Here is a 5,633-nt window from a genome sequence, read left to right on the forward strand (position 1 = left end):
TCCGGAGGCGGCACCTGCCGCATGGGGGTTGTCGGCAGGTGCAGCCTCCGGACCGGCCAGAGGGGGTGGGGTCCGGCCGCCGGGGGGATGTCGGCGGCCGGACACCGGTCGAGGGTCAGGCGTGGCGCGGCCTCCAAGTGCCGTTGTTCACGGCGTTCAGCTCGTCGAGGTGCTCGTCGACCGCGTCGGCCATCTGACCGGCCATGCGGTACTGGCCGGCCTGCATGAGGTCTCGCTGCGCCGCGCGGGACGCCTTCAGGTCGGCCTCGACTTCGGCCTTCACCTGGCTGGCCGGCGTGGACTTGAAGAAGTGACGGGAGGAAGCCATTGGGATCTCCTTCGATCTGTTGGGCGGGTTGGATGTGGTTAGCGCTGTACGACGGGGAGGTGGATGTCGCGGTGGGTGACGGTGACGGTGTGGCCGCGGCGGCGGAGCCGGCGGGCGAGCCGGTCGGCGAAGACCACCGACCGGTGGCGGCCCCCGGCGCAGCCCGACCCGATGACGATCCGGTCGGCGGACGGGCCTTCGGCGTACGCCTGAACCTGCTGGGCGGTGGCTTTCAGGAGCGGCCGGATGCCTGCGGTGCCGAGTACCGCCCGCTGCACGGGCCGGTCGTGGCCGGTGAGCTGCCGCATTCGGGGGTCGACGTGCGGGTCCCGGAACGCCCGTCGCAGGTCGACGGTCACGTCGGCTTCGGGTGCGGCAGCGTGCAGGTAGCCGAAGGAGATGATCTCCACGGTCGCCATCAGGTGTCTCCTCCTTTCGGATGGGGTGGGGCCCGGTGGGTCCGGGCCCCGGTCGGGGGGTTAGCGGGGACGGTTGGTGGACTGCTTGTTCTTCTCCGCGTTCTTGCGGCTGAGCTCCTCTCGTTCCTTGTCGGTGAGGCGGGTCATGGGGGGCACCTCCCTCCGGGTGTCGAGGGCGGCGCAGGCGGTGGCGGCGGGGCCGCGGAGGTCGGGGTCGGTGAGGGCGTGCTGGGTGAGCCAGCCCTGACGGGCGACCGTCTTGGCCTGGTCGTCGTCCAGGGCGTGGACGGCCGGGGTGTGGGCGGTGAGGTGCTCGATGAGGTGGCCGATGGCTCCGGTGACGTCCAGGCCGTCGGAGGAGCCGGCGAGCTGGGCGAGGAGGAGCTGGAGGGCCGCGGTGTCGAGGTGGGGGTCGGTGGCGATGGCGCGGATACCGGACGCGATCTGGCGGATACCGGCGTGCACGTTGCTGCCGTCGACCAGGTCGTCCAGCAGGTCGCCCAGCTCGGTCCCGTCGATCGGGGCGGGGCCGGCCATCACAGCTCCCCGTCCCACTCGCCGGTGACGATCTGCTCGTAGGCGGCGGCCGCGGCGTCGGGGTCGCTGGAGGTGAGGACGTCGTCCAGGTACGACCAGGGGTCGATGGCGGCGTACAGGTCGGTGACGTCGGCGTACAGGTGCGGGTCGTTCTGGGCGACCGCGGCCGGGGAGTACTCGCCGGACGGGATCGTCTCGAAGGCGGGCTGCCGGATCACCGGCCACCTCCGACCAGGCGCAGGACGGGCGTACCGGCCGGGGCCGGGGCGGAGACGACGGCCAGGCCGGCCGCCGGGGTGGGGGTGGTCTTCGCGCGGAACGTCTCGGCACGCCGGGACGCGAAGTGACCGACGTCGTCGGTGTTCGTGGCGTCCACGTCCACGCTGCCCACCTCCTCGCCGGTGGCGATGACGGTCACCGTGACCCGCAGCGCCGGCCCGTCCGGGGACGGCAGACGCCGGGTGAGGTCGGCCAGACCGCGGAGCAGGGTCAGGCCGGCACGGCGGGCGAGCATGTTGCGGATGTCGGCGTCGGCGATGCGGGTCGGCCCGGTCATGCCGCCACCGCCTTCAGGACACGGTCCGAGCCGGTCCAGATGGCGCCGGTGTAGTGCTCGGTGCCGGCGTGCACGTCACGGATGAGGACGGCGAAGCGGGCACTGTTCCGGCGCAGGACCCGGCGAGCCTCGGTGAGGTCGGTGACGATGGCGCGGACCTCGACCAGGCGGGGACCGTCGTAGTAGACGACGCCCGGCCGGCGCGGGCCGATGTGCTGGGCGGTGACGCGGCGCAGGGCCTCGTCGGCCTGAGTGGTGGCGGTGCGGCTCGTGGTCGCCCGTCCGGTACGGTTTTCCATGGCTGTCGCTCCTGTGAAGGCGGGTAGCGATGTGCCGGGTTCTTCGGGGCCCCTGAGCGGTCCGGGTGTCCAACCACCCGGGCCGTTCGGCGTTTCTGGGGCCGCCGTCGTTGCCGACCACCCCAATGTAACGTCCTCGCGCTCGTAGCGCTAGTGCTAGCGGAGAAGGAATCTGTCGACTACCCTCAGGGGTGTACCGCTGCGCGCGTGGAGCGCGGCAACTAACGACAGAGAGGAGGTCGACCATGCGCGAAACGCCCGGATACCCGGAGATCGCTCAGCACTTCCGCCGACAGATCCGCGACGGGACGCTCAGGCCCGGTGACGCCCTGCCGAGTTTCAAGGCGGCCAGCGAGCAATTCGGCGTGGCGCACACGACCGTGAACCGCGCTTACCGGGTTCTCAAGATGGAAGGGCTCACACTCGCGAAGCCCGGCGTGGGGACGATCGTCGCTGCGCCTACCAGTAACAACATCGGCACCAGGGTGGCTCTGCACGCGGCTACCGGTAGCGCTCTGGATGGCGGCGAGGTCTCGCGCATCCTGGAAGTCGGCACGACCGGCGCCGACGAACTGGTGGCGTCACGGCTGGATGTCCCCCCGGGGACGCCGGTGCAGGTGCGCCGTCGGGTCGTCAGCCGGAACGGGCTCCCGGTCCACTTGAGCAGCAGCTATTACCCGGCCTACGTGATAGCGGTGACCCCCGAACTGGCGGAGCCGGTGTCCACCGGCGCGTCGCGGGAGCTCGCGGCGTCGCGGCTGGGGCTGGCTCAGGATCAGGTGCTGGAGGAGGTCACCAGTCGGCACGCGACAGCGACCGAGAAGGAGGCATTGGGACTGACCGCCGACAAGGTCGTTGTCACTCAGGTAGTCCGCACTGTGACGCTGGAAGACGGCCGGGTTGTCGAGGTGGCCGTGAAGGTTGCTGAGGGGTCCACGATCCTTCGGTGGACCACTTCGCTGCGTCCTCAGGAGTAAGAAGTAGTACGGCCGACCGCACCAGCGGTCACGGCCGGCCGCCCCACACGACGCTGACCTGCGAAATCTTCGTCGGTGGGGAATCCCCGCTAGGAGATCCGTCATGAGCGTATCGCCTTCGCTTCGCATGGTGCGAAGCGGTGCGAGATTGCGTGGCTACCGATGAGCCCGCGTAACCCCGACAACACGGGGGAAACCCGACTGCCCCCTGCCGTGACCTTCGGGACCGGCGCCGAACTCCTCGTCCGGCTGGGCATCGTCAAGAGCATCACCCGCGAGGGCGTCCGGCACATCGCCACGTCCGAGCGGTACGAGAAGCATTGGCCGTTCGGCCCCGGCAAGGATCATCCCTACGGGGAGGCCGCGGGCGCCCTGCTGATGGCCACCGAACCGTTCCTGGAGTTCTTCCGGGACGTCTACAACCGTCTGGACGAGAACGGCGACCTGCGCGCGCCGACCGAGCCATGAGCAGGTTACGGGTTCTGGGATCGCAGCCCCAGCGCCCGGGAACGCAGAACGGCCGGCCACCGAGGAGGTTCGCAGCTACCTCGGGCCGACCGTTCAAGCAAAACCAGCGGATGACACCCGCTGACTTCGGAAGATCACCCCGGAAAGAAGTGAGGTCCTCCTAATGAGGAGCGTACCGGCACCATCCAGCTTGTCGACAGGTAGCCCCGCTTTCCCTCTCCTGTGGGCGCTCAAGAACGCCCCAGTGGCCGACGCCGCAGAGCGCCTGATCCTGGTCGCTCTAGCAGAAACGGCCCTGAGCGACGGAACCCAGGCGCTGCTTTCCAGGAAGGAGATCGCCGCGGTTGCTTGCGTGGACGTCAAGACAGTTCAGCGGCGACTGGGCAAGTTGGTGCAGCGCGGTCTGATCACGGAAGCGGACCAGGGTGCGGCCTCGCACGGCCGCCCGAAGGTGTACGACCTGTGCATCCCCTACTCCGCCTTTCCGGACGTCGGTCAGGTCAACGCTGACCGCGAGAAGCGCGGCAAGGAGCCGCTGACGCCGCAGTCGCGACCGGACCTCTCCGACGCTCCGCCCAGGCAGCGCAGGAAGGACTTCGGCACAGTCCTGGGGCCGCAGAGGCAGCGGACCGGGATCTCCGAGGCGCTGCGCCAGTTCGTCTACGAGCGTGACGGCTACCGGTGCGTGCGCTGCGGGGCCACCGACGACCTCACGCTGGACCACATCCACCCGTGGGTCCTTGGGGGCACTAACAACGTCGACAACCTGCGAACGCTTTGTCGCTCATGCAACAGCAGCAAGAACGCCACTGTCGAAGGCTCCGAGGTGACCTCATGAGCGTTGAGCACATGGCGATGGTGTTCGCCGCGCAGGGCCTGGACGGCGGCGAGAAGCTGCTCCTGCTGGCGTACACGAACTACACCGACCCTCACGGGTACTGCTGGCCCGGCGAGGAGCGCCTGGCCGAGGACACCGGGACGTCGGTGAGCACCGTGCGCCGCACGAAGAAGAAGCTGATCGGGCGGAACCTGGTGAAGTCGGAGCGCCGGGCGGAGACGAGCAACCTGGCCCGGGTGAATCTGCCGCTGCTGGCGTCGATGGCCCGGCCGCGGAAGGCGTACGACGACAACGAGGTGGAGCGCCTGTCGTTCGACGGTCCCGCCCCCGCGAGCACCTCGGAAACCGACTCTGACCTGCGGACAGTTCAATCTGACCTGTACCCCTCGCAGGGCTCTGACCTGCGGACAGAGCAATCTGACCTGGACCACAGGTCAGATTGCTCTGACGGTCAGGTCAGATTGACCTGTGCCACGGGTCAATCTGACCTGCAATCCCTTAGTGATCCCTCAGGTAGAACCATTAGCCGTCCTTCCGTCCCCGCGGAGTCGGCTGAGGGCCAGGACGGAGGGACGGACGGGGCGAAGGTTCCCAGTCAGATCAGCAGGAACCCCGGCGTCGACCTGCTGTCGGCGATCGGGGCGGAGAAGCCGGAGTTCCTGCTGACGGGCAAGACGCTCCAGGATCAGGGGATGGCCGTGGCCGGCATGCTCCTGGAGGGTTGGACGCCGGAGCAGCTGCGGCAGGTGATCGCGGGCCGCCCACTGCCGGACCAGATCACCACGACGGTGGGTGCGATCGTCTCCAGTCGACTGAAGCAGGCCCTGGCGGGCCCGGTACCGCACAGCGCTCAGGCCGCCTGGGAGCCGTTCTCCAAACGCGCCGAGACACCCACCCCGGACGCGTGGACGGCCGATACCGTTGCGCCCCACAAGCATGCTGGCGAATGCGAGGGCGACGACGGACTGTGCGGCCGTCCGACGGAACCGGGAGCCGCCTACTGCCCGCGCTGCCGAGAGGACGTGATGGCGTGATCTACGTGATCGGAGAAAAGGGCTCCACGGTCGTAAAGATCGGCTTCACCGGGGGCAAGCCGTCCAAGCGACTCGGAGAGATTCAGACCGGGAACCCGGCACCGCTGGCAGTGCTGTGGGCGGGCGAGGGCGACAAGACCCTCGAGGAGAGACTGCACTCCACCTTCCGCCCGCACC

General features: G+C 69.1%; 11 protein-coding genes. 5 read left to right on the forward strand and 6 right to left on the reverse strand.

The genetic code is table 11. The features are described 5' to 3' along the window. Window positions 1-115: 115 nt before the first annotated feature. Genes AOK18_RS11235 through AOK18_RS11260 form a run of 6 tightly spaced genes read right to left on the reverse strand, consistent with a single transcriptional unit; the run spans window position 116 to window position 2,139 of the window. The gene (locus AOK18_RS11235; protein WP_055694234.1) at window positions 116-328 is read right to left on the reverse strand and encodes a hypothetical protein; all 213 of its coding nucleotides are present in this window, start codon (window positions 326-328) and stop codon (window positions 116-118) included. A 38-nt stretch (window positions 329-366) separates the two neighbouring features. Beyond that, window positions 367-747 carry a RapZ C-terminal domain-containing protein gene (locus tag AOK18_RS11240; RefSeq protein ID WP_055694235.1) on the reverse strand — a complete coding sequence of 127 codons (381 nt, stop codon included), beginning with the start codon at window positions 745-747 and terminating at the stop codon, window positions 367-369. Window positions 748-807: 60 nt separating this feature from the next. Continuing rightward, window positions 808-1,284, reverse strand: a complete 477-nt coding sequence (locus AOK18_RS31820; RefSeq protein ID WP_055694236.1) for a hypothetical protein — start codon at window positions 1,282-1,284, stop codon at window positions 808-810. Then, complete coding sequence (locus tag AOK18_RS11250; protein ID WP_055694237.1) at window positions 1,284-1,502, reverse strand: hypothetical protein; 219 nt, start codon at window positions 1,500-1,502, stop codon at window positions 1,284-1,286. The genes AOK18_RS31820 and AOK18_RS11250 overlap by 1 nt, the downstream gene beginning before the upstream one ends. Next, the gene (locus AOK18_RS11255) at window positions 1,499-1,840 is read right to left on the reverse strand and encodes a hypothetical protein (protein WP_055694238.1); all 342 of its coding nucleotides are present in this window, start codon (window positions 1,838-1,840) and stop codon (window positions 1,499-1,501) included. The genes AOK18_RS11250 and AOK18_RS11255 overlap by 4 nt, the downstream gene beginning before the upstream one ends. Further along, window positions 1,837-2,139 (reverse strand): hypothetical protein, encoded by a 303-nt coding sequence (locus tag AOK18_RS11260; protein WP_055694239.1) that lies wholly within the window; start codon window positions 2,137-2,139, stop codon window positions 1,837-1,839. The genes AOK18_RS11255 and AOK18_RS11260 overlap by 4 nt, the downstream gene beginning before the upstream one ends. Before the next feature lie 245 nt (window positions 2,140-2,384). Between AOK18_RS11260 and AOK18_RS11265 the strand changes: the two genes are divergently transcribed. The 5 genes from AOK18_RS11265 to AOK18_RS11285 all read left to right on the forward strand — a co-directional run. Beyond that, window positions 2,385-3,116 (forward strand): GntR family transcriptional regulator, encoded by a 732-nt coding sequence (locus tag AOK18_RS11265; RefSeq protein WP_055694240.1) that lies wholly within the window; start codon window positions 2,385-2,387, stop codon window positions 3,114-3,116. Between the two features lie 213 nt (window positions 3,117-3,329). Beyond that, window positions 3,330-3,584: a hypothetical protein gene (locus tag AOK18_RS11270; RefSeq protein WP_055694241.1), complete on the forward strand. Its 255-nt coding sequence runs from the start codon at window positions 3,330-3,332 to the stop codon at window positions 3,582-3,584. Between the two features lie 244 nt (window positions 3,585-3,828). Next, window positions 3,829-4,422: an HNH endonuclease gene (locus AOK18_RS11275; RefSeq protein WP_055694242.1), complete on the forward strand. Its 594-nt coding sequence runs from the start codon at window positions 3,829-3,831 to the stop codon at window positions 4,420-4,422. Further along, window positions 4,419-5,456: a helix-turn-helix domain-containing protein gene (locus AOK18_RS11280; RefSeq protein WP_055694243.1), complete on the forward strand. Its 1,038-nt coding sequence runs from the start codon at window positions 4,419-4,421 to the stop codon at window positions 5,454-5,456. The genes AOK18_RS11275 and AOK18_RS11280 overlap by 4 nt, the downstream gene beginning before the upstream one ends. After that, a partial coding sequence (locus AOK18_RS11285) for a GIY-YIG nuclease family protein (RefSeq protein ID WP_167738670.1) occupies window positions 5,453-5,633 on the forward strand: 181 nt, incomplete at its 3' end. The genes AOK18_RS11280 and AOK18_RS11285, both read left to right, overlap by 4 nt.

This window comes from Streptomyces prasinopilosus (assembly GCF_001419695.1).
In the GTDB taxonomy this organism is placed as follows: domain Bacteria; phylum Actinomycetota; class Actinomycetes; order Streptomycetales; family Streptomycetaceae; genus Streptomyces; species Streptomyces prasinopilosus.

What these genes read in the sequence shown, in the direction of transcription:
- AOK18_RS11235 (WP_055694234.1), bottom strand. Translation starts at nt 328, where the DNA reads ATGGCTTCCTCCCGTCACTTCTTCAAGTCCACGCCGGCCAGCCAGGTG.
- AOK18_RS11240 (WP_055694235.1), bottom strand. Translation starts at nt 747, where the DNA reads ATGGCGACCGTGGAGATCATCTCCTTCGGCTACCTGCACGCTGCCGCA.
- AOK18_RS31820 (WP_055694236.1), bottom strand. Translation starts at nt 1,284, where the DNA reads ATGGCCGGCCCCGCCCCGATCGACGGGACCGAGCTGGGCGACCTGCTG.
- AOK18_RS11255 (WP_055694238.1), bottom strand. Translation starts at nt 1,840, where the DNA reads ATGACCGGGCCGACCCGCATCGCCGACGCCGACATCCGCAACATGCTC.
- AOK18_RS11260 (WP_055694239.1), bottom strand. Translation starts at nt 2,139, where the DNA reads ATGGAAAACCGTACCGGACGGGCGACCACGAGCCGCACCGCCACCACT.
- AOK18_RS11265 (WP_055694240.1), top strand. Translation starts at nt 2,385, where the DNA reads ATGCGCGAAACGCCCGGATACCCGGAGATCGCTCAGCACTTCCGCCGA.
- AOK18_RS11280 (WP_055694243.1), top strand. Translation starts at nt 4,419, where the DNA reads ATGAGCGTTGAGCACATGGCGATGGTGTTCGCCGCGCAGGGCCTGGAC.